The 25037-nt window shown below is 63.8% G+C and carries 19 protein-coding genes; 6 read left to right on the top strand and 13 right to left on the bottom strand.

Annotated elements, in window-relative coordinates; translation table 11 throughout:
• Position 1: 1 nt before the first annotated feature.
• Complete coding sequence (locus FIV42_RS29525) at positions 2-808, top strand: endonuclease/exonuclease/phosphatase family protein (RefSeq protein ID WP_141201181.1); 807 nt, start codon at positions 2-4, stop codon at positions 806-808.
• On the opposite strand, the gene FIV42_RS29520 is transcribed toward FIV42_RS29525, so the two are convergent.
• On the bottom strand, positions 785-1789 hold the full coding sequence (locus FIV42_RS29520) for an SDR family oxidoreductase (protein WP_141201180.1): 1005 nt from the start codon (positions 1787-1789) through the stop codon (positions 785-787). The two genes, FIV42_RS29525 and FIV42_RS29520, sit on opposite strands and share 24 nt — an antisense overlap.
• A 261-nt stretch (positions 1790-2050) precedes the next feature.
• Between FIV42_RS29520 and FIV42_RS29515 the strand changes: the two genes are divergently transcribed.
• Positions 2051-4231 (top strand): O-antigen ligase family protein, encoded by a 2181-nt coding sequence (locus tag FIV42_RS29515; protein ID WP_141201179.1) that lies wholly within the window; start codon positions 2051-2053, stop codon positions 4229-4231.
• 51 nt (positions 4232-4282) lie between these two features.
• On the opposite strand, the gene FIV42_RS29510 is transcribed toward FIV42_RS29515, so the two are convergent.
• From FIV42_RS29510 to FIV42_RS29480, 7 genes are all read right to left on the bottom strand, one after another.
• Positions 4283-5332, bottom strand: a complete 1050-nt coding sequence (locus tag FIV42_RS29510) for an MlaD family protein (protein ID WP_141201178.1) — start codon at positions 5330-5332, stop codon at positions 4283-4285.
• An 88-nt stretch (positions 5333-5420) separates the two neighbouring features.
• Complete coding sequence (locus tag FIV42_RS29505; RefSeq protein WP_141201177.1) at positions 5421-6176, bottom strand: ABC transporter ATP-binding protein; 756 nt, start codon at positions 6174-6176, stop codon at positions 5421-5423.
• Between the two features lie 5 nt (positions 6177-6181).
• On the bottom strand, positions 6182-6853 hold the full coding sequence (locus tag FIV42_RS29500) for a hypothetical protein (RefSeq protein WP_141201176.1): 672 nt from the start codon (positions 6851-6853) through the stop codon (positions 6182-6184).
• A gap of 275 nt (positions 6854-7128) precedes the next feature.
• Positions 7129-7965, bottom strand: coding sequence for an MlaE family ABC transporter permease (locus FIV42_RS29495; RefSeq protein WP_141201175.1), 837 nt, complete (start codon positions 7963-7965; stop codon positions 7129-7131).
• Between the two features lie 4 nt (positions 7966-7969).
• Complete coding sequence (locus FIV42_RS29490; protein ID WP_141201174.1) at positions 7970-8740, bottom strand: MlaE family ABC transporter permease; 771 nt, start codon at positions 8738-8740, stop codon at positions 7970-7972.
• 3 nt (positions 8741-8743) lie between these two features.
• Positions 8744-9484: an ABC transporter ATP-binding protein gene (locus FIV42_RS29485; RefSeq protein ID WP_141201173.1), complete on the bottom strand. Its 741-nt coding sequence runs from the start codon at positions 9482-9484 to the stop codon at positions 8744-8746.
• Complete coding sequence (locus FIV42_RS29480) at positions 9481-10485, bottom strand: tetratricopeptide repeat protein (RefSeq protein WP_141201172.1); 1005 nt, start codon at positions 10483-10485, stop codon at positions 9481-9483. Before FIV42_RS29480 ends, FIV42_RS29485 begins: the two co-directional genes overlap by 4 nt.
• A 219-nt stretch (positions 10486-10704) precedes the next feature.
• Between FIV42_RS29480 and FIV42_RS29475 the strand changes: the two genes are divergently transcribed.
• Both FIV42_RS29475 and FIV42_RS29470 read left to right on the top strand, forming a co-directional pair.
• A complete protein-coding gene (locus tag FIV42_RS29475) occupies positions 10705-14139 on the top strand; it encodes a coiled-coil domain-containing protein (RefSeq protein WP_141201171.1) in 3435 nt (1144 codons plus the stop codon).
• Positions 14140-14141: 2 nt separating this feature from the next.
• Positions 14142-15011 (top strand): mechanosensitive ion channel family protein, encoded by an 870-nt coding sequence (locus FIV42_RS29470; protein WP_141201170.1) that lies wholly within the window; start codon positions 14142-14144, stop codon positions 15009-15011.
• A gap of 1045 nt (positions 15012-16056) precedes the next feature.
• On the opposite strand, the gene FIV42_RS29465 is transcribed toward FIV42_RS29470, so the two are convergent.
• Positions 16057-19281: a beta-propeller domain-containing protein gene (locus FIV42_RS29465; RefSeq protein WP_168211027.1), complete on the bottom strand. Its 3225-nt coding sequence runs from the start codon at positions 19279-19281 to the stop codon at positions 16057-16059.
• 371 nt (positions 19282-19652) lie between these two features.
• On the opposite strand from FIV42_RS29465, the gene FIV42_RS29460 reads away from it, so the two are divergent.
• A complete protein-coding gene (locus FIV42_RS29460; protein ID WP_168211026.1) occupies positions 19653-20540 on the top strand; it encodes a carbohydrate kinase family protein in 888 nt (295 codons plus the stop codon).
• A 21-nt stretch (positions 20541-20561) separates the two neighbouring features.
• Here FIV42_RS29460 and FIV42_RS29455 read toward each other — a convergent pair whose 3' ends face one another.
• The 4 genes from FIV42_RS29455 to FIV42_RS29440 all read right to left on the bottom strand — a co-directional run bounded on the left by FIV42_RS29455 (position 20562) and on the right by FIV42_RS29440 (position 23544).
• Positions 20562-21200, bottom strand: a complete 639-nt coding sequence (locus tag FIV42_RS29455) for a PHP domain-containing protein (RefSeq protein WP_141201167.1) — start codon at positions 21198-21200, stop codon at positions 20562-20564.
• Between the two features lie 28 nt (positions 21201-21228).
• Positions 21229-21756 (bottom strand): FxsA family protein, encoded by a 528-nt coding sequence (locus FIV42_RS29450; protein WP_141201166.1) that lies wholly within the window; start codon positions 21754-21756, stop codon positions 21229-21231.
• A gap of 27 nt (positions 21757-21783) precedes the next feature.
• Positions 21784-22431, bottom strand: coding sequence for a fructose-6-phosphate aldolase (gene fsa / locus FIV42_RS29445; RefSeq protein WP_141201165.1), 648 nt, complete (start codon positions 22429-22431; stop codon positions 21784-21786).
• Positions 22432-22638: 207 nt separating this feature from the next.
• Positions 22639-23544, bottom strand: coding sequence for a hypothetical protein (locus FIV42_RS29440; RefSeq protein ID WP_141201164.1), 906 nt, complete (start codon positions 23542-23544; stop codon positions 22639-22641).
• Between the two features lie 88 nt (positions 23545-23632).
• Here FIV42_RS29440 and serS point away from each other — a divergent pair, with 88 nt between their 5' ends.
• Entirely contained in the window at positions 23633-24907 is a 1275-nt protein-coding gene (serS, locus tag FIV42_RS29435; protein ID WP_141201163.1) for a serine--tRNA ligase, read from the top strand.
• Positions 24908-25037: the final 130 nt, after the last annotated feature.

The following is a 25037-nucleotide window of genomic DNA, read 5'->3' as shown; positions in this document are numbered from 1 at the left end:
GATGTCTGATTCTGATGCCCCGACAGAGCCCGTTGACCCGACGGAGCCCGATAACCCGACGGAGCCCGATAACCCGAGGGAGAAGGACGACGCGCACGACGTGCGCCTGGTGAGCTATAACGTCCACAGTTGCATCGGCACCGACGGCGAGCGTGATCCTGGCCGCGTCGCGCAGGTGCTCAACGCGCTCGAGCCTGACATCGTCGCTCTCCAAGAGGTGGACACGAGCCTCGACAGCCGAACCGAGCTCGGCCAACTCCACGTCTTGGCGGCCGAAACCGGCCTCGAGCCCGTCGTTGGGCCGACGATGACCCGCGAGGGCGGCTTTTACGGCAACGCCATCTTGACGCGTTTCCCCGTGCGTCGTGAGCGCCGGCTGGACTTGAGTGTCGCAGGGTTCGAGCCGCGTGGCGCGCTCGATGTCGACATCGACGTGGGCGGTGTGACGTTGCGCGTGGTCGCCACGCACCTCGGTTTGGCCACGCGCGAGCGTGCCGACCAAATTGGCCGGCTCTTGAGCCACCTCTACCGTCATCCACGCGGTCGCGCGGTGGCGGTGATGGGCGATTTCAACGAGTGGTTTGGATGGAGCAGAAACCTTCGCCGGCTCAACACTTACCTCGGCTTTCAGCCCAGAAGGGCGAGCTTCCCGTCGTCGCGCCCGGTCTTTTCGCTCGATCGCATCTGGGCGGTGCCCAAGACGGTGCTCGTCGACTCGGGCGTGGAGGACGGCGCGCTGACGCGCGTCGCCTCCGATCACCTGCCGGTGTGGGCGCGTCTCGAGTTAGGAGCGCAGGCCGGCCGTTAGACCGATGGCCAAGCCGATGCCGATGGCCGCCAGGCCCAGCTCGGTGCGGTGCTGGGTCGCCCACAGTTGCGGGCTGCGTGCGCGAGGGTTGCGGTCGTCGAAGCGGCCGTGGGCGCCGGGGTCGCCAGGCGCAGGCTCCCACAGGTTGTTGGGGCGGTTGGGATCTTCGGGCTCGTCGGTCTGCTGGCCATCGTAGCCGTTTTTGGCCAGGTAACGGTCGGCATACCAAGGCGCGATTCTGTTGCCGAAGATCGTCTTGACCGTCGGCGCTCCGACGTAGACCTCACGCCGGTCGTTATGCGCCGCGTAGACGATGGCGTCGGCAGCAACCTCCGGCTGGTAGATGGGCGGCACGGGCTGAGCGCGGTTGTCCAGCCGACTCTTGACCCAGTCGAATTGCGGCGTGTTGATCGCCGGCAAGTGCACGATGGATAGCTTGATGTCGCTGTCATCGTGGAGCAACTCGGTGCGCAGCGATTCGAAGTAGCCCTGAATGGCGTGTTTCGAGGCGCAGTAGGGCGCTTGCAACGGAATGCCGCGCTTGGCCAGCGCCGAGCCGACCAGCACGATCGACCCGCGGTTACGCGGCAGCATACGCTCGAGCGCGCTCTGCGTGCCGTGGACAAAGCCCAGAAAGTTGACCTCCATGACGCGCTTGTACTCCTCGGGCTCGATCTCGATGGCCGGCGAGAACACCGAGGTCATGGCGTTGTTGACCCACACGTCGATGGGGCCGAACTCCTCCTCGACGCGCGCCGCCGCGCGCTCGACCTGTTCGGCGTCGGCCACGTCGGTCGAGATGCCGATGGCCTTTCCTCCCAGTTCCTCGATCCGGCGTCGGGTCGATTCGAGTCGCTCTTGGCCCCGGGCCAGCAGTCCGATGTGGGCGCCTTGGCGCGCAAACGCCTCTGCGGTGGCGCGTCCGACGCCTGCGGTGGCACCTGTAATGACGACTACCTCCGGATGGCTGCGTTGGGTCATCTGCTCTCCCTGCGAGTCGATGGCGGATGTGGAACGAATCGAGATGATGTGCCGAGATCCTGTTGCTGTGCCTACAGTTTAAGCACACTCCAGAGGCTGAAAAGACGGCGGGTCGGCCCCACACCGAGCGCGCGACGATTGACGAACGGGGCCCAATGCCTTCATTTGTGGGGGCAGTCGATGCTATACGGACCTACTCGGCATGGTGCTTTCGCCGGCGCCGGGCCGACGAGTCAATCTTAGACAACACTGGATGATGTGATGAGTGAATCGAGTCGCGACGGTGCAAAAAAGGAAGCCAAGGCCGAGATTTCGCTGGCGATTCCTTCGTGGATCGTGCTGGTGTTGCTCGCCCTGACACCGCCGGCGTTCGCCACGGGCTTCTCGAACTACGAACTGCTCAAGGAACTCGTCTTGACCGGCGGCGTCGGCCTGGCGTTGCTCATTTGGGGCATCCAGGCCGTTCGTGCTCGTGCCGTGTCGATGATGGCCGGGCGGGTGACGGTCTTGGTGCTCGCCTTCGGCTTGTACGCGCTGGCCGCGTCGCTGTGGGCTGACAATCAACTTCTGGGGCTGTGGGACTCGCTCCATTTCGTCGCGTTGGCCGGGGTGGTCCTCATCGTGACATCACCAGTGGGACGCCCGCTTCGGTTCTACGACTTTGCGGTCGCCACCGGCGTGGGAGCCGCTCTGGCGTCGATCTTCGGGTTTCTCGACCTGGCTGGGATCGGCCTCTTTACCATCGTGTGGGACCCGCCCGGGCCCACCGGCGCCTTCGACGCCATGGAGTTTGCCTCGGCCTATTACGCGGTCGCGCTTCCGGTGCTTCTGGGGGCGACGTTTCGCTTCCCCTCGAAGTCTCGCATCTTCTTTGGCGTCTGCTTCGCGCTCGCTGGGTTCCACTTCGCGCTGGTCAGCAGCTGGGCCTGGGCGGCGGTTTTCGCCGGGGCGTGCGTGCTCGCCGCTCTGATCGTAATCGCCTTCCAGCGCACCGAGGCCGTCATGGTGTTGTGGCCCGTGATGGTGCTGCTTGGCGTGGTCGCCGTCTTCGTGGCCATCGCCCAGTGGGGCCTGCCGCAGCCCGAGCGCACCAGCCCGGCGACGAGCCTTCCACGACTGGTCCAGACAGGGGCGGCCGACCCTCGAAAGATGGGCGGGGAGGTCCGAAACACCGTCTTCGCGCCCGACCGGTGGGAATCGGTCACGAGCAGCCGCGCGCACAGTTATCTGCTCGCGGTGGGCACGGATCTGTTCTCGGAGAAGCCTATTGTCGGTCACGGCGCCGGAAGTTGGTGGCCGCTGCAGACCGAGTCTCCCAATATCGACCACCCGTTCGTCGAGTCGATGTTCGCCCACTATCCGGCGTTCCGCACGCCGCACAACGGTGTCACCAAGTTACTGGTCGAGTACGGGGTGGTGGGCCTGGCGCTCTTCGTCTTGTGGCTGATGGCCACGTTTGCTGTCACGTTGGGGGCGTTGGCCCGGCGCACCGAACGCACCGGCTGGATTGTCGAGCACTGGGCGCTGTTGACCGCCGCGCTCGCCGGACTCGCCTTTATGTTCTTCACGCCGCTGATCGAACTGGCTCCCGCGGCGCTCACGTGGGTGGCAGGGCTGGCGGTGCTCACTCGCTTCTCGGCGTCGCTCAACGATTTCCGCGGCTGGTCGAGCGTCTGGGCCGCCCGAAGCGGCCGCGACGGCGGATTCGCCAGCAACTCCAACCTCGCCGGCGCGCTGGCCGCGCTCGTCGGGCTCGGGGTGCTCGTGCCCACGGTGCTCAATTTCGGCGCCGGCTACTATCGCGGCCAAGCCGACCAGTACATGCTTCGCACGTTGTACCCCGACGCCATCGAGGCTTATCGCGCCGCCGGCAAATGGTATCCGGCCTTCGGTGACGTGCCCTATAATATCGCGTTGGCGTACGAGCGGGAGGGCAAGCTCGAGAAGAATCAGGAGATGATCGAGCTGGCCGTCGACCTTCGTCCCTACGATGTACGAGCGCTGGCGCTCTACGGGCGTGCTGAGCTCGGCGACAAGGACAAGTCGAAGGCCATTCGCCTCGGCAAGCGCGCCGTCGACGCCTATCCGAATAGCGTGGAGGCCAGAAAACTGCTGGTCGCCGCGCTCGACGTCGGCTCACGCTACGAGGAGGCGGTCGAGCAGGCCCTCGAAATCCTCGAGCGCGAGCCGCCGCGCGACGACCGCGCCCAGCTTCACATGATGACTGCCGACCTCTACCTCGACATGCTCAAGCGTCCCGCCGACGCCAAAAAGCATTACGAGCGTGCTTATAACCTCATCGAGAACCCCCAGCAGCGCGCCAAGTTGAAAGACAAGCTCAAGGGGATCGACACGCTGATCGAGAATCAGCGCAGGATGCGCGAAGGAAAGCCGCCACTGCCGGTTCCCGGCAAGGGCGGCCACGAAGGACATGGGCATTGATGTCGAGCAGGCCAGGCGGGCCGGCTCGGGGAGAGCTGCTGGATAGTTAGACTATTCCTTCCAGATAATCTTCCAGGGCCGGCGCTTGATGGTGCGCAGCAACTCTTTCATATCATCGTACATTTCGCGGTCGGCCAGGAGCTGACCGACGGTGCCTTCACCCGACTCGATGCGCCCCACGACCGTGCTGGCGCCCTCGGAGATATTCTTCAAGTCTTCGGTGCTGGCGTGAACGTTGGCGATCGATTCGTCGAGCTTCTGCTCGTTGTCGCCCAGCACGCGCGCGGCCGTCTCGCTGACCTTGCGCGCGTTCTCGGTGGCGGCTCGGACGTCGGCGATGACCGGGTCGACCTGGCCGTTGACCTTGCTCGAAATGGCGCGCGCGTTGGCCGCCGTCGCCTGTGCATCGGCGAGGGTGCGGCGCAGGGTTTCGCCTTCCTCGACCGCATAATTGAGCGCCTGGAGCAGCTTGGCGGCCTCCTGTGTCGACATGCGCGCCCCTTCGATGGTGCCGTCGATGTCCTGGCGGTTGTCGACGATGACTTTGTCGAGGTTGCCCATCAGTGAGGCGGCGTTGCCGATCAGCTCGGAGGCCGGGATGTCCGGGTCGCTGAGCAGATCGTCGAGTGTGTCGAGCAGCTCGGTCGCCTTGGCCACGATGACATCCATGCGCGGCGGCTGAACGCCGCGTAGCACCGCGCCTTCTTCGACCTGCGGGGCGTCGAACGAGTTCGTCTCGATCTCGATATACGGCTCGCCGAGCACGCCGCGGCGGGTGATGAAGAACTCGCTGTCCTGGCGCACCGCGTCCGCATAGTCGGGGCTGATGCGCAGGGTGGCGCGCACCTCGACGGCCGGCTGACCCTCGTTGCCCTTGTTGGGCTGGAACTCCAGCCTCTCGACGTTGCCCACGTTGATGCCGGCGATGGCCACGTCCGCGCCGGGCTTCAGACCCCCGGCGTTTTCGAAATCGACGTGAAAGGTAAACTCGTCCGAGAACGAGAAATCGCCCAGCACGAGCACGAAGGCTACGAGCAGGCCGAGCGAGAAGAGCACCAGGGCGCCCACCTTGACTTCGATGGCGGTTTCTTTGTTCTGCATTTAACCAACTGCGTTGTTGAGAGTTTTTAGTACGGCTTATCTTGGTCCAGAAGGTACTGGAGCGCAACTGTCGTGTCACCTGAGGGCCTCAGTTCGGCTCCTCCATCGGGCCCTCCGGGCGGCCGTGGATAAACTGCTGGACCACCGGGTTGGTGCTCTTCTTGAAGTCCTCGGGGGTGCCGTCCTCGGCCAACTCACCCTTGTAGAGCATGGCGACGCGGTCGGCGATGCCAAAGATGCTGCGCAAATCGTGGGAGATGACGATGCTGGTCACGCCCAGATTGTCGGCGAGGTGGCGGATGAGCTTGTCGACCATCGCCGCCGAGATGGGGTCGATGCCGGTGGTCGGCTCGTCGAAGATGACGTACTCGGGGTCGAGGGTCAGCGCCCGCGCAATCGCGACCTTTTTGCGCATGCCATCGCCGAAATCAGCCGGGTAGCGGTCGGCGTAGCGCTGCATGCCGACCTTCTGCAACTGCTCCATCGCCTGCGAGTGGGCTTCCTCGTCAGTCACCTTGCGGTGCTTGCGGATGGGGAGCATCACGTTCTCTACGAGCGTCATCGAGTCGAAGAGCGTCGAGTTCTGGAACACCATCGCGCAGCGTTTGCGGATGGGATAGAACTCCTTTTCGGTGAAGTCGGTCACGTCGACGCCGTCGAGGTAGACCCTTCCTCTGTCCGGGCGCAGCAGGCCGACCAGGTGCTTGACCAGCACGCTCTTTCCCGCGCCGGACTGCCCGATGATGAACATCACCTCGCCGGGTTTGACCGTCAGGTCCACGCCGCGAAGCACATGCTTGTCGCCGAAGCTCTTGTAGATGCCTTTGAACTCGATACTACCCATCGTCCTTAGAACCCGTACTGAAAGCCGATGCTGAAGCGGTGGAACGACCAGTTGCGGTCAGACCACTCGGAGGTCTCGCCAAACTCGGTGGGCCGGTCGAGGCCTTGGATAAACGGGGCGGTGTAGCCGGCCTGAACGAGCAAGAAGTCTTCTTCCGCGGTCCAGATATATTTTCCCACGCGAAGCTCGCCGCCCAGAATCTGCAGCGGGGCGTCGTCGAGGTGCGCCTGAAAGAGTTGGATGCCGCCGGTGGTCACGAATCCTAGCTCTTCTCCAAGCGGAAGCCAATTCATGTAGAGGCCCAACTGCCAGGCGAAGTTCGTCGACGACGGCGCGTTGCCGTCTTTGTCGGCGGTGTTGTCGTTGAGCCACTGCAGTCCGGCCTGCGCTTCGGCGCTCATGTAGAAGGTGCGCGTCACGATTTGGGTCACGCCAATCTGGGCCATGCTCGCCGCGGCGGCCGAGGCGTTGGGTACGCCGCGCATCTCGGCGGTGTCGTCGTACAGAAACCCCGGATTGAGGCTCAATCCGAAGGTGAAATACTGCATCCCCTTCTTGGGGAGTTTGACCGACTGCGCGTTGGCCGCTGCGGGCAGGGCCAGCGCCGCCGCCAAGAGGAATGTCGAGAGGAGTCTGAGCAAAGTCTGATGTGTCGCTTTAGGTTTGTTGCGTGCCATGTGGTCCCCCCCCGAGATCAAGAAATTGGCGCTTCTGGTAATTGAGACTTCTCTCGATAATTGATGCTTCTTTCGATGATGGTCTTGCAGGCCAGTAGCGCCTGCTATTAGGGGCGAGGGCAAACAACGCCCTCACGAAACAACGATTAGAGGGTCGCCTCACCCATCACAAAAGCCGCATTGAAACGACCCTCAAATTGTAGTTCCGCGCCGCAGTTCAGGCGCCCCAAATAGCGGACGTCAACCTTGCAAGGCCGACGCCTCCGTTCTTCCGTTCACAAAAACGCCAGTACGACGTAACCCAACCCCGAGATGATGAAGTCGAGGATGACCACGGCGAGGCTGGCGTTGACGACCGCCTGAGTGGTGGCTTGTCCGACGCCTTCGCTTCCCCCGACGACCGAAAGACCGGCTTGGCAGGCGGTGACAGGCACAGCCATTCCGTACGCGACGGCCTTGACCAACCCGATATTGATGTCGAACCAGCCGATCATCGACAGATCGAAGAAGGTTCGCAGGTTCAGGCCGAAGAACGAATAGGCGGTGAGCGCCCCAGCGATATATGAAACGAGTACAGCAAATATTGTCAGCACGACCATCATCACCGTCGAGGCGATGAAGCGGGGCACAACCAGATAATCGATGGGCTGCGCGCCGCTCATGCGCAGTGCGTCGACCTGCTCGGTGACCACCATCGAGCCGATCTGGGCGGCCATGCCGGTGCCCACGCGCGTGGCGATCATCATGGCCGTGATGGTGGGGGCGAACTCGCGCAACAACAGCTGCAAGAAGAGGGCGCCCAGCAATTGCAGGTCGCCGGTGATCTTGTTGGCCTGGTAGCCGGCCTGAAAGATGAGGATCATCCCCAAAAAGCCCAGCGTCACCGCGATGAACACCAGGGAGCGGTTCCCGATCTCGTTCATCTGGGCGAAGATCTCGTTGCGTCGCCGCTCTCCCTTCTTGCCGTGCAGGATGTAGTAGAACGTCAGCCACAACACCCGGAAGATGTCCTTGACGGTGCGGTGCACTTCGAGCACCGGCGCACCGATGCTGGCGAGGCCGCGGGCGACGAGGCCGGGTTGGGCGGATTGGTTGTTGGATTCGTTGGCCACGGGCTTACAGCACCATGAACGTAATAAAGTAGTCCAAAACAAAGATCGCGATCGCGCTGCCAACGACCGAGGCGTTGACCGCGCGGCCCACGCCCACGGCGCCGCCGCTGGTGTTCATGCCGAAGTGGCACGAGATGATGGCGATCGCGTAGCCAAACGCCACCGCCTTCCACAGCCCGTGGGTGAAGTCGCCCAACTCGATGTAGGTGACGATACTCCAGGCGAACAGCTTCATGTCCACGCCCAGGAGCACCTGGCTGGTGACCGCGCCGCCCAGAAGGGCGGTGAAGTCGCCGACGATGACCAGCAGGAACATCATGACGATCATCGCGATGACGCGCGGCATCACCAGGTAGCTGATCGGGTCGATGGCCAGCGCGCGCAGCGCGTCGACCTGCTCGGTGACCTTCATCGTGCCGAGCTCGGCGGTGTTGTTGGCGCCCACTCGCCCCGAGAACATCAGCCCGATCATGATCGGGCCGACCTCGCGCAGCACGCTGTAGCCCGCGCCCCAGCCCAGCAGGCCGTGCGCGCCGTATTGTTCGATATACAGCCCGCTCTGGATGACCATGATCGCGCCGGTCAAGAGCGCGGTGACCACGACAATGGGGAAGCTCTTGACCCCCACGCGGTACATATTTCGCCAGATCTGGGGCTTGTCGAGCTTCCACGGGGCAAAGTTGATGAACACCTTGCCCATCATCATGACCAGGCCACCGATATCGTGGCACCAGCGCAGAAAGTTCTCACCTATGTAGCGAACGGGGTTGAGCATTCCTTATCCAAGCTCGTCGTCGCTAAAGCCGTCCCAGAACTGTCGGACGAGGCTGTGATCCGTCGTCTCGATGTCGTCCCGGGTACCATAGAACACAAGTTCGCCGCGTTCGAGCATCGCGAAGCGGTCGCAGATATCTTTGATCCCCTCGATGTCGTGGCTGATGGTGATCGAGGTCGTGCCGTACTCGGCCTGCATGCGCCGAAGCAGCAAGAAGATCTTGGAGCTCGTCACCGGGTCGAGGCCGGCGGTAGGGTCGTCGTAGAACAGAATCGGCGGGGCCTGAATCACCGCGCGAGCGTAGCTGACGCGCTTCTTCATGCCTCCCGACAGCTCGTTGGGGTATTTGTCCGCCGCCGTCGGCAAACCGATCTCCTGGAGCAGCTCTTTGACCCGCCTATCGATCGTCTCGTCGTCGACCTCGCCCTCCTGGCGCAGCGGGAAGGCGATATTCTCCGAGACGGTCATGAAGTCGAAGAGCGCGTAGTTCTGGAAGAGCATCCCCAGGTCTTGGCGAAGCTCGGCAAGCTCGGTCTCTTTGAGGCTGTGCACGTCGACGTCGCCGATGAACACCTTGCCGGCGTCGGGGCGAATCAGCCCGCTGATGATCTTGAGCAAGACCGTCTTGCCCGCGCCGCCAGGGCCAATGAGCCCCAGGTTCGACCCCTCGGGTACCTCGAGCGACACGTTGCGCAGCACCGGGCGGCCCAGGTGGAATTTGGTGATATTTTCGACCCGAATCATTGGCCGTCCCCCTCGAGCAGTTCGCGAGCATCGCGCACGTACCGGCTCTCCGGGTAGCGCTCGATGAACTCGCCGAGCGCCTCGCGGTAGCGCTCTTGGTCGCCCATGAGCCGATACAGGTGCACGATATGCCAGCCGGCGTCGTCGAGCTGCAGGCTCGTCGGGAAATCCTCCAAGTAGCGCTCGAAGTGGGCCAGGGCGGCGTCGTAGTCGTCCAGGTACATCAGGTGAATCAAGCCGAGCTCGAAGCGCGCGTCGTTCGCCCACGGGGAGTTGTAGCTCCCCACGAACCACGAGGTCTCGACGTTGTCGGCCAGCCGGGTGAGCAGGCGTATCGCCGGGGCCCACTGCTGGCGGCGGTGATAGATCATCGCCGCTTGCCACAGCGCGTCGTCGGCTAGGCCGCCCTCCGGGTAGGTGTCGTAGACTTTTCGGTAATAGGGCAGGGCGGCGTCTTCGTCTTTGGCTTCGACCTCGAGCGACTCGCCGGCCGCAAAGAGGATATTGTCGGCGACCGGCGTGTCGGCGACGTCCTCGTACAAGGCGTCGACGGCCGCACGCATCGCGTCGAAGTCGCCCTTGGCCTCGTAATGCCCGACCAGGTCCCGTGCGGCGAACTCGGCGGAGACCGACTTGGGGTAGCGCTTGGCGACCTTGCGCTTCATCGCCAGGCCGCGCTCGGTCTGGCCGAGCTCTTCGTCGACGATCGTGGCCGCGTGGTACAGCGCGTGGCCGCCGGCCTCGTCGTCGATCTCTTCGGTCCAGACCTTTTTGTAGAGGGCGAGCGCTCTTTTCCAGTCGCCCCGCTCCTCGGCAATCGCGCCCAGCTCGTTGAGCACGTGGCGGCGCGCGTCGGCGTCGGGCGAGGACTCGAGAAGCTTCCTGTAGCGCGCTTCGGCCTCGTCGAGCTTCCCTTCGTCCTGCAACTCGCCTGCGGCCAGCACGCGCTCGTTCCACTTATAGACGACGCGGTCGCGGCCGCAGCCGTACAGCACCATCATGAGCACCGCGAGCGCCCAAAAGGTGAGCCTTGGAAGTAATTTAGAGGTCGTTTGGTTCAAGTGTACTGCGTCAGGCAGGTGGTCCGATTTGGAATTTTATGTGACTTACCGGGAGCCAAATCGTATAAAATCAAGACGTCGCGCGCCACTTGCATTCGATCGTCGCAGAGTTTCCTGCGAATCGGGCGCGCCTTGGTTACGCGAGTGCTGTAGCAGTCTATGACCTCAACTTCGGCCAAACTCGCCTTCCGGCAGCTCGTCCTCGCGGGCTTGCTGCTGATTCTCGCGGTCTCCTTTGTAGAGCCTCTGACGGCTGTCGCACAAGAGACCGACGATGGCCAGGCGACATCTTCGCCCGAGCCATCCTCATCTGATTCCTCATCGGGCTCTTCTGCAGAACAAGCAAAAGCGGTCGCAGAGGCTTCCTCCGGCGACGGCTCCGAGGCGACTAAGGCCGCCGAGGGCGCCCCTGCGCCCAACAGCGTGCTCGGCGAGTTGGTGGCCGACCACGGCATCAGCGCCGATCAGGTGGCCACGCTCGATCGCGTCAAGGCGCTCGACGCCCAGGCGCACCGCGAGATCGCCGCCCTGGAGGCGCGCCTCGAGCCGCTCGAGAAGCGGCTGACCTTTTTCGAGACCTCCAGCGTCGTGCTCGACGAGCAGCTCTCCGACGAGAGTCTGCCCGACGAAGCTCGCCAGAGCCTGGCCTGCAAGGCCGCCACCATGCGCGCTCGCCTGGGGATGACCGAGGCGATGGTCGCCGGGATTCGAGCGCCCATCGAGAGCCGCCGCAAGCTCATCGATCTGTTGGCCGAGCGCGCCGAGAACCTGCGCCGCGAAGCCAAACTCGTGGCCGACCAGGCCCAGCGCCAGCAGGTGCGCATCAACGAGGCGGCCGCCGCCGAGAAGGCCGCGCTGGCCGAGGCCGAGCGCGCCAAGGCCCGCGAGGCTCGCGAGCGCGACGCCCAGGTGCGACGCCTCATCTCCAAGCGCCGCGAGGTGCTCGAGCAAATCGCCGACGTCGCCCGCCACCAGACCGAGCAGATCCAGGAGGCCAGCGAGCGCCGCGCCGAGCGCGTCGAGGAGTTCGCCAAGGCGCGCGAGGAGTTCGAGGCGAAGATCTCTGCGTTCCCCGGTTTCCCGACGCAGTCGTACGCGCAGCAGGCTATCGACCCGGTCTTTCGCAAGCTGCTCGAGCACCGCCGCGAGGTGCGCGATTCGCTGCGGCTGCACCGAAATCAGGTCGACAACGCCCAGGACAAGCTCGACGCGGCCAACGAGGCGCTCGAGCTGACCAAAGAACGGGTCGAGACGGCCCGCGAGGAGCTCGACGAGCTCGGCCAGACGGTCGTCGGCGAGCAGAAGGTCAAGCTCGCCGAGGCCCAACGCGACCTCGAGGCGCGCAAGCTCGAGGCCTACCGCGACATCGCCCAGGCGCGCCAAAAGCAGCTCGCCCTCGATCGCGAGCAGCTCGACTACTACAACGAGTCGATCGAGCGGCTGCTCCCCAGAATCAGCGACGCGCAGCGCGACAAGTTCTACTCCATCTTCAGCGACGAGAACTGGCAGAGCGCCTGGTTTGGCGTGCTTCAGGCGCTGGAGCGCAGCGTCGATATCGCCGAAATGCGCCTGCAGCAGGCCCTCGAGCTTCCCACCCGGCTGACCTCGGTGGAGCTGTGGGGCTGGATCTTGGGGCTGCTCGGCTGGTTTTTGCTCCTGGGCGGGGTCATCTACGTCTCGCAGCACTACACCGATCCGCTCATCCGCAAGCTGACCGGCTGGGCGCTTCGACGCCGCTTCTTCCAACGCTACGCGCGGGTGACCATCAAGGCCGCCGAGGTCTTGCGCTCGATCATCCGCCCGGTGGTCCTCTACCTGGTCATCGACAAGCTGGTCGCCTACGTGGCCGACGCCTTCGGCGAGCTGGTCTTTTTGGGCTGGGCGGTCGACGCCTTCTTCTTGTTCTGGGTGGTCATGACGCTGGTCAAGGTCATGGTGCTGCCCCGGCGCTACCGCGAGCAGGCCGGCCGCTCTCCGGCGCCCGACCTGGTCCAGATTGGCGCCAGCGACGGGCGTCAGTCCCTGTCGGCGGTCGACGTCATCACCATCGAGATCACCCGCGCCCAGAAGCTCGTGCGCAGCGTGCGCATCATTCTGGTCTTCTGGCTGCTCGAGCACTACGTGCCCCGCGCGGTCACCGAATTGGTGGGCCACTCGGTCATCAGTTGGCTGGTCAAGACCTTCTTCGTGTGGGGCCTGGCCATCGTCGTCTACATGGTCCTGTCGACCTGGAAGGACGATATCGCCGCCCTGTTCGTGCGCCTGGCCGAAGACCGGTTGCCGCGCTCGGTCGAGTTCGTCAAAAACCACAAGGACCGCTTTTACGGCGTGCTCGTCATCGCCGTGGCCTTTATCTACGTGGCGTTTCGCGAGATCGGCCAATTCGCCCGCACCCACGCCAGCGACACCGAGTGGAGCAAGCGGGTGAGCAACTTCGTGTTCCGAAAGCGCATCGAGATGCAGCAAAAGGAGCGAAGCGGCGAAGAGGTCGACACGAGCACGACGAGCGAGCCGCTGCCCGACGACTACGCTGCCTATTTCGAGCAGCGCCCGCTCGACGACGAGAACTACAAGGTCATCCGCCAGGACCAGCTCGAGTACGTGGTCGCCGACGCGCGCGCCTTTTTGCGCGACGGGCGCCCGCAGGGCTCGCTCGCCATCAGCGCCGAGCAGGGCATGGGCAAGACGAGCCTGCTCAACGACGTCTCGCGCGCCTTCGCCAAGGAGTTCCCCGACCTGACGCGCAAGTACACCTCGCTCGCCTCGAAGGTCGTCGACGACGGCGTGCTCGGCTTTCTGGCCGACCTCTTCGAGCTCGACGAGGTCCCCGAGTCGCGCGTCGAGCTCGTCGAAGCGCTTCGCGAGCTCGAGCCGCGCGTGCTGCTCATCGACGACTGCCACCACTTCTTCGTGCGCGAAATCGGCGGCTTCGCCGGCCTGGACACCTTCTTGGAGGTCGTCAACCTGACCGACGACATCCACTACTGGGTGCTCACGTTCAACAAATACGCCTGGAACTACATCAACCGGGTGCGCCCCCGAAAACACTATTTCGGCCAGATCTTGGAGCTTCGCCCCTGGAACGAGCGCGAGATCCAGGACCTCGTCCAGCGCCGAAACGCGCTCGCCGGGCGCAATATCAGCTTCACCGACCTGGTGGTGGCTCACGAAGAGGGCGACCACGACTTCTACGAGATCATCAAGACGGCCAACGGCTACTTCCGCCTGCTGCACGAGTTCAGCGGCGGCAACCCGATGGTGGCGCTGCGCTTCTGGAAGCGAAGCGTCAAGCCCAACGCCGACGGCGACATGCAGGTGAGCCTGTTCCGCAAGCCGTCGATGCAGCCGGTCCAGCAGTTGAGCGACGACTACCTGTTCGCCCTGGCCGCCATCGCCCAGCACGGGGCGCTCGACGCCGGTGAGATCGCCGAGATCATCAACTCGGACCGCGCCTTTTGCGAGATGGCCCTCAACTACTTCGAAGAGCGCGAGATCGTCGAGCTCGACCCGTCGGGCCGGCGCGCCTACCTCAGCCCGCTGTATTTCCGCCAGGTCGTCAAGAAGCTCAGCGCCTCCAACTTCTTGTGGGATTGATCATGCTCCACCTCCTCCATCACATCCCGCTCGTCGCCCAGGCCGACGCCGAGACCGTGGCCGAGCTGGCCCAGAAGGCCGACCTGTTCGAGTTCGAAAAGATCATCTGGGCGCTGGCCATCATCGGCGCGGCGGTGGTCGCAAGCCGGGTGTTGCAGGCCACCCTCGAGAAGATGGGCGAGGGCAACGCCAAGCGCCGCCTGATGCTCAAGAAGGTCGCGAGCTTCTCACGCGTGGCCATCTTCGCCATCGCGCTGTACATGCTCGTGATGACCTTCTTCGACGCCGAGGAGGACAAAACCGCGCTCCTGGGTCTGGGCGGCACGCTGGCGGTGACCATTGGCTTTGCCCTCAAAGACACCGCCTCGAGTGTCATGGCCGGCATCCTCATCCTCGTCGACCAACCCTTCCAGGTCGGCGACCGGGTCACCTTCGGCGACACCTACGGCGAGGTTACCGAGATCGGGCTGCGCTCGGTGCGCATCCAGACCCTCGACGACAGCGAAGTCAGCATCCCCAACAACAAGTTCTTGACCGAGGCGGTCACCTCCGGAAACTCCGGCGCGCTCGACATGATGATCGTCATCAAGTTCTACATCTCGATGGACGAGGACTTCGACCTGGCCCGCCGCATCATCTACGAGGCGTGCGTCACCTCCAAATACGTCTACCTGAACAAGCCGGTCACCATCACCATGAAGGACGACGTCACCGGCATGGCCTTCTCGACGATCATCCAGTGCAAGGCGTATGTCATCGACGTGCGCTACGAGAAGGCCTTCGAGACGGATGTGACCGCAAGGGTCAAGCGGGCGTTTCGGGAGCACGGCATCGAATATCCCCGGGTGGGGATTTCGACGGCGGCGGCGTAGATTGAACGTCTTGCAGTGGGTTCACGCCGGCTATTGAGGTGGAATTACGATTGAAGGGCGGACGATACGTTGCGTGTGCGTGTGGCGGTGGGCGTGCAGATCAGCCACGTGGCTATTGCCTGTCTGCGTTGTTTCGCGCAAACGCCGCGAATCGTCCGCCCTTCAATGCTAATTACCTCAATAGAGGGCCCTCATCCTTCCCCACAAATCTGAAGTCGTCTTGATAAGCGGAGGCGCAAGCCGAAGCGCCACCCCTCGTAGCGTAGCGGAGAGGGGTCTCTGGCGCTCCGGGCGTTCCCTTCGGTCACACCCGGCTACAAAGACCCGGCAAACACCGCCGGGTGTCGCTCCGCCTCCGGCTCCGCTCATCAGAAGACATCGAGTCGGAGGCCTTCCATCGCTCTTGCGTCTAGAAGAGCTAAACGTGGACGAAAGAATGTGGCGAAGGATGAGGTTGAACCCGCCGGGGTCTCTTGGGTGAGATGGCCGGCGTTCTATGTGCAAACTTGGGGCGCATGGGGTCGCGCGGAATCTACGAAGCCGGTGCGCGGCGTACAAAGGGGAGTGCAGAATCTACGAAGCCGGTGCGCGGCGGACATCGGGTCGCGCGGAATCTACAACGCCGGTGCGCGGCGTACAAAGGGGAGTGCAGAATCTACAACGCCGGTGCGCGGCGTACAAAGGGGAGTGCAGAATCTACGACGCTCGTGCGCGGCGAACAAAGGGGAGTGCAGAATCTACGACGGGCATGCGAGGCGGACAAAGAGGTGTGCGGCGCGAAAATGTGTGATGCGAGGCGGACAAAGGCGTGTGCGGCGCGAAAATGTGTGATGCGAGGCGGACAAAGAGGTGTGCGGCGCGAAAATGTGTGATGCGAGGCGAGCAAAGGCGTGTGCGGCGCGAAAATGTGTGATGCGAGGTGGACAAAGAGGTGTGCGGGCGGGGGCGACGATCACGATCACGATCACGACGACGATCACGGACGAAAGGCGCCGGTCTCGAGGAGGCCGGCGCCTTTCGTGTTAGGCGGGTATGTCGTGCGCGCTTATTGCGCGCTCAAGTTCGTCTCGTTGAGGCCGAACTTGTACATGCCGTAGTAGCCGCCGGCGAAGTAGACGTCGCCGTTGTGGACGGTGATGTCGCGCGGCCAGCCGCGGGTGGGGAAGTAGGCCTGGGCGTAGGGGGCGGCGGGGTTGTTGAGGTTGACGACGAGCAGGCCGCCCGGAATCGAGAAGAGGGCGCGGCCGGCGCGGGCGTCTTGGAGGTTCGCCCAGCGGTCGACCTCGAAGTCGGCGAGCTCGGGCAGGCTGTTGGTCTGCATGTCGAGCACCGACAGGTAGTTGGAGCGGTCGGCTTCCTCGTAGTAGCTCGAGCCGTGCTCGTCGTAGGCGACGCGCCAGCCCAGGCGGTGGCTGACCAGCACGTGGCCGGCGCCGTCGAGGGCGACCTGGTTGACCTCGCGGTCGCGGTAGCGCTTGGTGCCCTTCAGGTAGGCCAGGCCGTTGTGGACCACGAGCTTGTTGATGGAGGTCTCGACGATGTTCTCGCCCCACAGGGAGTCGCGGGTGATTATCGTGTCGCCGTCGACCTCGATGAGCTGGCCGGGGATGTTGACCGGCGCGGCCACCTGCGGGTTCGACAGGCTGCTAAAGTCGATCTTCTTGAAGAAGTAGCGCACGTAGGGGCGGTTGTCGTTGGGCACGCGGGTCGACTCGCGGTGGGTGATATAGATGTCGTTGCCGCGCGCCAACAAGTTGACGTCGTCCTCGCTGTCGGGCATCTCGACGCTGGCACCCAGGGTCGGCTGGGCGGGGTTGCGAAGGTCGAGGGCCTGCAGGTCGTAGTGCCTCCAGTAGCGGTACTGGTCGTAGCTGTGGGTGCGCTCCTCGGTCTCGATGGTCGACGCGTCGATGTCGACGCAGTCGGTCTGGCCGTTCTCGTCGCGGGTGCACTCGCGGATGGTGCCCTCGCAGACCTCCGGCTCCATGGTGCCGTCGAGGCGCTCGGTCTGCCGGCAGCTGATGCCGCCGACCAGGTAGGTGCACGCCTGGCGCTCGCCGTTGTCCCAGCACGCGTTGTACCGGTCGTCGTTGTCGGGGTGGATGTAGCGGTAGTGCATCGTGCCGACGCGCTCGCGCTCGGTTTCGGCGCTCACGAAGACCAGGCCGTCGTCGACGACGCGGCCGTCGACGCTTCCGTACCAGTAGCCGCAGTCGTAGCAGTCCTCGGCGTAGCCGTAGTCACGGTAGTACGAGCTCTGGATCTGGTCGGTGGTCAGGGAGCCGCGGAAGGTCGGGGCGGTCGGGGTGCTGAAGTCCCACACGTTGATCTCGGTCTCGTAGCGGCGCTGGTTGCTCGACGCATTGTCGATCTGGTGCAGCGTGGCGGTCACGAGCAGGTCGTCGACCTTGTAGACCTGGGCGTTGCTCGGGATTTCGACCTCGGCCAAGGACTGGGCGGTGTCCGGGTCGCCCGCCAGGCCGACGACCTCGAGGGTGTCGGTCTCGCCGGCGTCGTTGCTGTAGTAATAGTAGTAGTTTCGGCTGCTCTGGCGGCGCACGCCGTGGTTTCCGAAGATCCAGAAGCCGTTGTAATTGGGGGCGAGTTCGACGCGGCCAAGCTCCTGGGGCGAGTCGGGGTCGGAGGTGTTGAAGAGGCTGAGCTCCTGCTCCGACAGGTTGGCGGTGGTGTGGGCCGCGCGGTCGGCCACGAAGCTTCGACGAACGCGCGAGCCGTGGTCCATCGTGCCGCGCAGGGTGAGCGTGTTGTTCGAGAAGGTGAAGATCTGGACCGCCGAGACGTAGCGGTCTTCGTCGTCGTCCCAGCCGCTAAAGGGGAGCAGGACCAGGCCGGTCTCGGTCTCGCCGGTGGGCGCGGTCACCCGCGTTCCCTTCTCGAGCACCGAGTAGGCGCGGTGGTCCCAGTTCGCCTCCGACCAGCTCCAGTCGAGGTCGACCTCTTTGCGCTCGATGAGCGGGTGCGGGTTGGTCAGGTCGGTGATGTCGTACAGGCTGACGGCCATCGTGCTGCCGTTCTCGTCGTTTTTGCCGATGCCGATAAGGCGCGTATTGCTGGCGACGGCCTGGAAGTAGTCGTTCCAGCCCGAGACGATGAACTCGGATTTTTCTTCGGCCTGGCCGTTGGCGTCGATGGAGAACGCGTGGAACGGGTCTTGGCGGAAGTAAGTGACGAAGAAGGCGCGGTCTTCGAGGAAGAGGGTGGCGAACAGGTCCTGGTTGTCGCCGAAGGTGTCGTGGTCGATGGGCGTGATGTTCTGGATGTCGGAGACGTCGAAGGTCTCGAGGTGGTTGGTGTCCGAGCCCGCCCAGCTGCCGGCCGACACGATGCGCATCACGTCGCCCTGGATATGCATGTTGAACTGGTTGCGCACGATGCCTTTGACCTGCACCGAGTCGCCCTCGACCATCTCGCCGGTGGGGTTGCTGATGTCGATGAGCGAGACCTGGGTCTCGTAGCCCGTGCTGCTCTGGTAGTCGTTGCGCGCGACCATCAGCCGCTCGGGGGTCGCCTGGATGTCGCCGATGTGGCCGCCGAAGCGAAGCTCGCTCTTGGCGGTCAGCTGGCCCTGGGTCGAGACGGTGAAGCTTTTGACGTAGGTCTCCGAGCCGTTGTTGTAGTCGTCGGCGACCACGAAGAGCGCTTCCTGGTTGTTGCCGCGGGTCAATCGGCTGGTGCGGATATTGCCGGGGACCTGCGCCTGGCCGGTGACCGAGGGGTTTTGCGGGTCGCTCACGTCGACGGCCATGACCATGCCGCCCTGATATTGGGTCGGCAGAAGGTCGTCACGCGTGCCGTAGTAGCCGCGCCAGTTGTTCATGAGCACGTAGACGCGGTCGCCGACCTGGTACATCTCGACCGGGTGGCCGGTGACGCGCACGCGGCCGATGATGGAGGGGTTCGACGGGTCGCCAAAGTCGATGATCTGCAGGCCGCGATAGCTGTTCAGGTTGAGCACGTAATCGTGGCTGGCCATCACCTGGTAGATGTCGCCTTCTTCGACGGTGCGCCCGCCGCCTTCGTCGGCGCCGGGGGCGGCGGTGTCGCCGTCGAAGTTGCCGTCGTCTTCGCCCTCGGTGTTGTCCTGGGTCTGGTCGCCGTTGCGGCCGTCGGCCGACACGAAGTCGGTCTGGCCGACGTAGCGGTCCTTGTGCTCCGCGGCGCCGGGGTCGCCGTCCGACGGCGAGCATGCCCCCAGAGACCATGCCATCAGGGTGGCCGCGATTAGCACGACGGTCTTTCTCGTATTCATCCAGTGCATCTTGCCCTCACTTTCAGTGTGTGAGTTTCGTTTCGCAAAAGGTCATATGTGATCTGGCACTGGGATATGAAGCAAGAACGATGCCGACGCCGTAAATATCTGTCGACACGCCTTTCGTGAGCTTCGGGCGGGGGTGGGTGCGCGGAGAACCTGCAGGGGTTGCCGAAATTCTGAAATCTTTGCGCCTGCACTCTCAGAGTTTTGAGGTGGCGCGAAGGTGTATTCCAGAGGGCGGAAAAGTTCGCCCGCGCTTGCGTGGATGGGGCGCAAACCTGTAGTCTCATTGCGCGAGAAGATACTGCGGATTCGACCCTGTGAGCCGCGCGAGAGCGGCTCGCGGTCGACCAACGGGAGCGATGCTGATGCGTGTACTGAGTGTTGGAAGTTGTACTCTCGACCACCTTGGGGTCGTCGAACGGTTCGCCGAGCCGAACCTCAAAGCCGAAATGTCGAAGTTTAGCGTCCAGGGCGGCGGATGTGCGGCCACCGCCATCGCCGCGTTAGCGCGTTGGGGCGTGGAGACCAAGTTCATCGGCAAGGTCGGCAACGACCCGCGCGGCAAGCTCATCGAGTCGACGCTGGCCGACGAGGGCGTCGACACCAGCGACATGATTCACGAGGAAGGCGCCATCAGCCAGTTTCGCTTCGTGCTCATCGAGAGCGGAAGCGGACGCAAGCAGACGGTCTACACGCGCGGCAGTGTCTCGGGGCTCGAGCCCGACGAGATCGACGTGTCGGTGCTCGACGACGTCGACCTGCTGCTCGTCGACGGCAAACAGAAGGCCGCGCAGCTCGAGCTGATGCGCGAGGCGAAGAAGCGCGGCATCACCGTGATGTTCGAGGCGAACCGCAGCCAGCGCGACGCCGCCGAGTTGGTGGCCAACGCCGACTGTCTGGTCGCCTCGGAGCGCTTTGCCAGCCAATTCGCCGGCGTCGGCCGGCTCGAGAGCCTGTGCCGAGCGCTGCTCGACCGCGGGCCGTGCCGCGTGATTGTGACGATGGGAGATGAGGGCGTGGTCGGCATGGACGCCGACGCCCAGGAGATGATCCGCCAGGAAGCCCACCCGGTCGATGTCGTCGACACCACCGGGGCAGGCGATATCTTCTTGGGCGCGCTCGCCTACGGACTGCTCCACGAGTGGGACTTCGCCCACATGATCGAGTTCGCCAACAAAGCAGCGGCGCTCTCCTGCACGGATATCGGCGGGAGAAGCGCCATCTTTTCGATCGCGGAGATTCAGGAGAGCTAGTGGGGTGACACCGAGGCGGGCTTATTCGCCCAGCTTGACCGCCCAGTACTCGGCGTTCTTGAGCGCGTCGACGAAGTCTCGCTGGGTGGCCAGGTCGTCCTCGAAGAAGGTCGCGTATTTGCCCACCGCGGCGAGCGAATCGGTCGGGTCGCTTCCGCCAACCGACGAGACCTCCATAAAGGAAGCTGCCTCCATGGCGAAGTCTTGCTGGATCTCGCCCACGCGCGAGTTGAACACCTCCACCGCCGACAATTTATCGAAGGTGAAGACGTGGTCGCCCATGTTGAAGGGGATGTCCAGGTCGTAGGGGCGCGCGGCGATGACCGCGCCGCCTCGGCTGTCGAACAGGTCGAGGACCGCCTCGGCGGGCGGGGCGGTCACGTCGGCCAGACGTCGCCACTCTTCGCCCAGATAAAACCCGTCGATCTCGGGCACGAACCCCAACAAAATACCTTTGTCGGTGGGGATCTCCACGCCGATAAAGATGGTGATGTCGTGGCTTCGGCCGATGGCGATGGCGTCTTCGCAGAGGTTGGTCGACAGCCGCTCGCAGAAGGCGATGGCGCCGATGCCGCAGGACTTGGCCTGCACGACGACATCTTCGAGGGAGAGGTTGACGTCGGGAGAGAGGGCGGATTTACCGTGGATGTCTACAAGCATTTGGCAGTCTTGGGGTCCAATAAAATAGTCAATTCATTCGTCGTCGGTCCGACTCGTGCGTCTCCGACTCGTCGGGGGTCACGTCGATAACCTCACCGTCGTCGTAGGCAGACGACTGGTCGAAGGGAGACGCTTGGTCGAACGGGTTCTGCGCAAACGGCCCCTCGAAGTTGATATAAGTCACGGAGCCCGATTCCAAGGAGCGTTTGAAACGCTTCTTGAGGTAATGCTTGAGCGGCTTTCGAAGCGGCGGAATCAGGAGCACCATGCCGGCGATGTCGGTGAGCACGCCGGGGGTAACCAGAAATGCGCCGGCGATGAGCACCGCCAGCCCGTCCAAGAGGGAGTCGCCGGGCAGGCGCCCCTCGCCGAGATCGCCGTGCAGGCGATTCCAGGCGGCGAGCCCCTGTCGCTTGGCCAACACCGCGCCCAACACTCCGGTCACCACCACGAGGGCCACGGTGGGCACCAACCCCATCCACTGTCCGAGCGGGATAAGGATCGCCAGTTCGACGATCGGGATGATCGTAAAGAGCAACAGCAATTTGGCAAGCACAGGGCCTCCTGGACGTGGGCCGATAAGTTACGACTTAGCGTTCTCCCAGTCCTTCAGGAACTTCTCCAGCCCCGAGTCGGTCTTGGGGTGCAGGAGCATCTTGTCGAGGACGGGGAAAGGAATCGTGGCGACGTCGGCGCCGAGCTTGGCAGCCTCGGTCACGTGGCGCGGGTGACGCACCGATGCGACCAGAACCTCGGTCTCGAGGTTCGGGTAGTGGTTATAGATCTCGACGATGTCCGAGATGAGCTGCATGCCGTCGTGGCCGATATCGTCGAGGCGGCCGATGAACGGGCTGATGTAGGTCGCGCCGGCCTTGGCAGCCAGGAGCGCCTGGTTGGCCGAGAAGCACAGCGTGACGTTGACGCCGATGCCGTCGGAGCTCAGACGCTTGCACGCCTTGAGGCCTTCACGGGTCAGCGGCACCTTGATGATCACGTTGTCGGCCCAAGCGGCATACTCCATGCCCTCGGCGACCATTTCGTCAGCCTGCAGGCCGGTGACCTCGGCGGAGACCGGGCCGTCGACCAGCGAGCAAATTTCTTCGATCACTTCGCGGAAATCGCGGCCGCTCTTGGCAACCAGGCTCGGGTTGGTGGTCACACCGTCCACCAGGCCAAGACTCGCCGCCTCGCGAATCTCGTCGACGTTTGCGCTATCGATAAAGATCTTCATGGCCAATTACCTCGTTGAATCCGGGGGAGAACGCAGGGGACATCCTTCTCGTTGGGCTGTCCTCTAACATCTCGGCCCCGGCCGCGCAACGCGTACAAGGCGGTTGCGATTAAAGAGTGTTCACCACGGAGGGCACTGGGGACACGGGGGAAATCAAAAACGAGTTGTTCGCCGTGTGCTCGGTGGCCCCTGTGGTGAAATCACCGTTTAAAAGTTTTCGATGAGCGCTACCGGAAAGCAGACGTCTTCGCCGGCGCGAAACGCCTCGCAGCCCTCCGGGTTGCTCACCTCATTACAATAACCATCGCGCAGGCAGCGATAATCCGCGTTGAAGCGGCAATCGCCGTCTGTGGCGCACGTGGCCACACAAATGGCAGTGGACGTGTCGGGGAACGTACGACACACGCTGTCGCCGGGGCAGTCGGCGTCGGCGGAGCACTCGCTCTGGGTGCAGTAGCCGCCGGGGAGCAGCCCGGCGAACGCGTCGCCGAGCTCTTCGGAGCAGGTGAGCGTGTCGGTGCAGTCGGCGCTGCTCGTGCAGCCGGCGCCCACGCGGGTGCGACACAGCCCTTTTCCGCTCTCGGAGATGGTGTCGCAGTAGGTGTCCTGGGGGCAGACGCCCGGGTCGAGTTCGTGACAGGCCTGCAGGCAGTAGTACTCGTTGTCCGAGCCGAAGCAGAGGGTGCCGGGCTCGCAGTCCAAGTTGGTGTCGCAGCGCTCGCCGCGCGGGGTGGTGCCCGCGGTGAAGCAGATGGGGTCGGCCGACGCGAGCCGCGAGGTGCACACGCTGCCGTCGTCGCAGATGCGCCCGGCCTCGGTGCAGTTCTCCATGCAGACGAACTGATCGTTTTGGCCGGTGCCGATACACGAGGCGCCTTCGACGCAGTCCTGCGGGCCAAAGCACGGCTCACCGATCTCGTTTTTGGTGTCGGTATCCGCAGTGTCGTCGCCGCTATCGAGCCCGGTGGCGTCCGCGTCGACACCCACGTCGCTGCTCGCGGGCGGGTCCTCGTCGCCGAAGCAGGCGCTCGTGCCGAGCAGGAGGGCGACAAAGAGGCCGACGAAGAGTGGGATGGTTACCAGATTCGTTGCTGTGCAATTTCGACTTTCCATAACGCCGGCAATGTACTCAATTGTCATTCGTTTTACCAATTGCTAAGACGCGTGGTGTATAACTCATCACCTACCGGGAGCATTGCAGATGCTGGACATCAACTTCATTCGCGACAACGCCGAGGCCGTCAAAGAGGGCGCCAAGAACAAGGGCTTCGACGTCGACGTCGATCGATTGCTCGAGCTCGACGAGAAGCGCCGCGAGCTCATCCAGGAGAACGAGGCGGTGCGTCAGCGCCGAAACGAGGTCGCCTCGGCCATTCCGCGCGCCTCCAACGAGGAGCGCCCGGAGCTCATCGAAGAGGGCAAGGAGCTCAAAGAGAAGCTCCAAACCCTCGACGACGATCTCAACGCGGTCAAAGAGGACTACGAGAAGCTGTTGCTGATGGTCCCCAACGTGCCGCTGCCGGAAGTGCCCGTCGGCGAGACCGACGAGGACAACGTCGAGCTGCGCAGCTACGGCGAGCCGACCGAGTTCGACTTCGAGCCGCGTGACCACGAGGAACTCGGCGAGTTGCTCGACATCATCGACAAGGAGCGGGCCATCAAGTTCGCCGGCTCGCGCGCCTATCTACTCAAAGGCGCCGGTGCGCTGCTCGAGATGGCGGTGATGCGCCTGGCCATGGACATCATGGTCGAGCAGGGCTTCGAGCCGGTGCTCGGCCCGGTCATGGTCAACGAGGGCGCGATGACCGGCACGGGCTTCTTCCCGTACGGCCGCGAAGACACCTACCACCTCGAGCGCGACGACAAGTGGCTGGTGGGCACCAGCGAGGTCTACCTGGTGAGCATCCACCAGGACGAGATCCTCGACCTGGAAGATCTGCCGAAGCTCTACACCGGCTACAGCCCCTGCTTCCGCCGCGAGGCTGGCAGCGCCGGCGCCGACACCCGCGGCGTCTACCGCGTCCACCAATTCACCAAGGTCGAGCAGGTCGCCATCATCCCGGCCGACAAAGAGAAGTCGCGCGAAGTGCACGACATGCTCATGTCGAACTCCGAAAAGCTCATGCAGGCGCTCGACCTGCCGTACCGTGTCGCGGCGGCCTGCTCGGGCGAGATCGGCCTGGGTCAGGTGCTCAAGCACGAGCTCGAGACCTGGATGCCCTCGCGCAACGCCTACTCGGAGACCCACTCGTGCTCGAGCCTCTACGACTACCAGGCTCGCCGCTCGGGCATCCGCTACCGCGACGAAGACGGTAATATTCAGTACGCCTACACGCTCAACAACACGCTGGCGGCGAGCCCGCGCATTTTGATTCCGATTCTCGAGAACTATCAGCGGGAAGATGGAAGCGTGAAGGTGCCGGAGGTGTTGGTGCCGTATATGCACGGGATTACGCGGATTGAGCCGAAGAGGTGAGTGGGAGTTTTGGGTTGTTGAGGCGGCCCCTCCGCCTCGCGCGCCGCTGCCTGCGGCAGCTAGCGCTCGGCACCTCCCCCCGGCGAATGCCGCGGGGAGGAGCCCCTTCGCGATCGCGCAGTGTTGCCGA

The organism is Persicimonas caeni, from assembly GCF_006517175.1.
GTDB lineage: Bacteria > Myxococcota_A > Bradymonadia > Bradymonadales > Bradymonadaceae > Persicimonas > Persicimonas caeni.
The sequence above is the reverse complement of the archived record's forward strand: the minus strand, read 5'-3'. Positions and strand labels throughout refer to the sequence as shown.